Origin of the sequence: uncultured Mucilaginibacter sp. (assembly GCF_903913935.1) — a bacterium.
Classification (GTDB): domain Bacteria; phylum Bacteroidota; class Bacteroidia; order Sphingobacteriales; family Sphingobacteriaceae; genus Mucilaginibacter.
In genome coordinates, this window is the sequence record NZ_CAIWNH010000432.1 from 1 (window position 1) to 2,841 (window position 2,841).

Here is a 2,841-nt window from a genome sequence, read left to right on the forward strand (position 1 = left end):
AATTTTTTAAAAGTTGACAAATCTGCATGCAAAGATTAACAACTGAATCGGCGCCCAGTTGTTCTTCTGTTTATTTAATCCTATTTTAGGCATTACATACCAATATGACCGCCTATATCAAATTTCCAGACGAGCGCCTGGTTGCCCTATTAAAAAATGGTGATCCGCTGGCATTTGCTGAAATTTACCGGCGGTATGGTAAAAGCCTCGCCGGTTTTGCAGCGTCAAAACTTTATGACCTGGAAGATGCCCGCGATCTGCTGCAGGATCTGTTTGTGAAGCTGTGGGAAAACAGGGAACAACTGCAGATCACTTCAAACTTACAATCGTACCTGTATGGCATTGTGCGCCACCGGATCATTGATAAGATCCGGAAAAACATCACGCGTGAGGACTATGCATTGGCCCTGCAATCGTTACCTTCTTTTTTTCAGCATGGCGGCGATAAGCAACTGGAAGCGAAAGAGCTGCAGCAAGCTATCCAGCATTCACTCGACCAGCTTCCTGACAGGGTAAAGCAAATTTATAAGTTAAGCCGTGACGAGGGCCTGAGTAATCCTGAGATCGCCCAAAAACTAAGCCTTTCCGAACAAACCGTTAAGAACCAGTTATCAGCAGCATTAAAGCATTTGCGGAAATCGTTAATGCGGATAAGCCCGCTGCTTTTTATGTTCTGGTGGTTTCATTAAAAAAAAATCAAATAAATAATGATATTGACTATGGTACGTTTTACATTTTCAACCGACAATTATCAAATTTAAATAGCAATGAGCCGGATTGATATGGAAGATATTTTAGATCGCTACTTAAAAGGAGAGGCAACGCCGGGAGAAATGGAGCAGGTGGACGCATGGCTCGATCAGCACCATGCCGCAGGTTCGCCCTGGGAGCGGATGGATAAAATTAGCCGTGACCGTTGGCTGGCAAGTTTGTTCAGGGATATTGAAGCAGAAGCAGGGATAGATAATACCCGCGTGGTACGTATGCATCCCGGCAGGATCTGGCTGCTTGGTTTTGCCGCGGTGGCTGCAGCCATTGTTATCATTTTTACGATCTTCCTTCAAAAGGCCGCCGTTAAAACAACTTCGGCAACGGCTAGTTTTGCCGTAATTAATGTTCCGGATAATCAAAAGAAACAGGTGGTTTTGCCTGACGGAAGCAAGATAGAGGTGAACTCAATGTCGGCATTAAAATACCCCGTTAAATTTGCCGGTAAAACCCGCGAAGTATATTTATCGGGCGAAGCCTATTTCGATATTCAGCATGATGCTTCCAAACCATTCATTATACACACCGGTAAGGTGGTAACTACCGTGCTGGGCACGGCTTTTAATATCAAAGAAGATAAAAAGGAACATACAATAGTAGTTACGGTAACCCGTGGAAAAGTAAGCGTTGCCAACGGAAACCAACCTTTAGGTGTAATTACCCCAAACCAGCAGATTAGTTTTAATGAAATCAGCCTTCAGCATTCGCAAAAAAATGTTGACGCTGAATCGGTGATCGCATGGCTGGAGAGTAACCTGCATTTTAATAATGTAACTTTTGCCGATGCCGCCAACCAGCTACAGCAACGTTTTAAAGTGAAGATCAGCTTTGCCAATGATAAGGTTAAAAACTGCCGTTTTACGGGTACAGCTATAAAAGCTGAAAAGCTGGATGAAATTTTAAACATTATTTGCATGTTTAATAACGCTACCTATAAAACCAGGCCCGACGGAAGTATTGTTATTGATGGCCCGGGATGCAATTAGCGGCCATTTTCAAACTAGTAATAAAACCTAAATTATAAAATTGATACAGCCCCGGTTAATTATAGCTATTGTATTAGCGGTAAGCTCTCTGCTATTTTTTGCTGCATGTGCGAACGGGCAAAGCATTTCAATAGAAAAGGTAACCCTTGGCCTGAAAGACGAGAGTTTGGAAACAGCGATAAAAAGAATAGAAAAGCAAACGGATTTACGTTTTTATTACCGCGACGAAGACATCAAACCGCTTGGCCATTTGAACCTTGAACCAGCCACCCGCACCATTGAACAAACCCTTACGGCCCTGTTGCAAAATACCAACCTGAATTTTAAACAGGTTGACAAGAATATTTTACTGCAGCGCAAAGCCAGGGAAATGGTTTACGAAATAAGCGGGCGCGTTGTGGATAGTATCGATAAAAAACCTATAGTTAATGCGAGTGTTTTTCTAAGTAATTCAACCATCGGTGTAACTACAGGTGACGACGGTACTTTTAAGTTAAACGTATCAAACCCGGGGAAGTACCAGGTAATTGTGACGGTAATAGGGTACGCTACTTACCAGGGGATGCTTTTTATGGATAACCAGAATATCAACGTACACGATATTGAACTGGTGCCAAAGGTGATCAAATTATCAGAGGTTAAGGTGCAGGTGGATCCAAACTGGGAGAGAAATTACAGGTGGTTTAAAGAGGAGTTTTTAGGAAGGTCGGGCTTTGCGGATAAATGCAAAATAATAAATCCGGAGGTGCTGGAGCTGAGTTACGATGACAAAACCAAAATGCTTAAGGGATCCTCAACTGACATACTTGAAATTGAAAATAGTGCCCTGGGTTATAAATTGAAATATGGTTTAAGCGATTTTACAGATGACCGGGTGATCAATAAAGTTACTTATAAAGGCCAGGTTTTATTTGAACCAATTGCAGGCGACAAAAGCCAGCGGGCAAAATGGAAAAAAAACAGGCTGAAGGCTTATAACGGTTCAATAATGCATTTTTTACGGTCGGTGTTATATAACCAGCTGAACGAAGAAGGGTTTGTTGTTTACCAGCTAAAAAGAAAGCCGGTGCCGGTGCCGTCCTCGCCT

At 42.5% G+C, this 2,841-nt stretch carries 3 protein-coding genes; all 3 read left to right on the forward strand.

Annotation, left to right across the window (positions count from 1 at the left end):
• Positions 1 to 104 precede the first annotated feature (104 nt).
• Positions 105 to 689: an RNA polymerase sigma factor gene (locus QZY09_RS17380; protein WP_295674421.1), complete on the forward strand. Its 585-nt coding sequence runs from the start codon at positions 105 to 107 to the stop codon at positions 687 to 689.
• A gap of 78 nt (positions 690 to 767) precedes the next feature.
• A complete protein-coding gene (locus QZY09_RS17385; RefSeq protein ID WP_295674423.1) occupies positions 768 to 1,754 on the forward strand; it encodes a FecR family protein in 987 nt (328 codons plus the stop codon).
• Positions 1,755 to 1,794: 40 nt separating this feature from the next.
• Positions 1,795 to 2,841, forward strand: a 1,047-nt coding sequence (locus QZY09_RS17390) for a carboxypeptidase-like regulatory domain-containing protein (RefSeq protein ID WP_295674426.1), incomplete at its 3' end; no start/stop codon positions are given.

Bases quoted from the DNA above. Each gene is read 5' to 3' on its own strand.
- QZY09_RS17380 (WP_295674421.1), top strand. From the start codon at position 105: ATGACCGCCTATATCAAATTTCCAGACGAGCGCCTGGTTGCCCTATTA.
- QZY09_RS17385 (WP_295674423.1), top strand. From the start codon at position 768: ATGAGCCGGATTGATATGGAAGATATTTTAGATCGCTACTTAAAAGGA.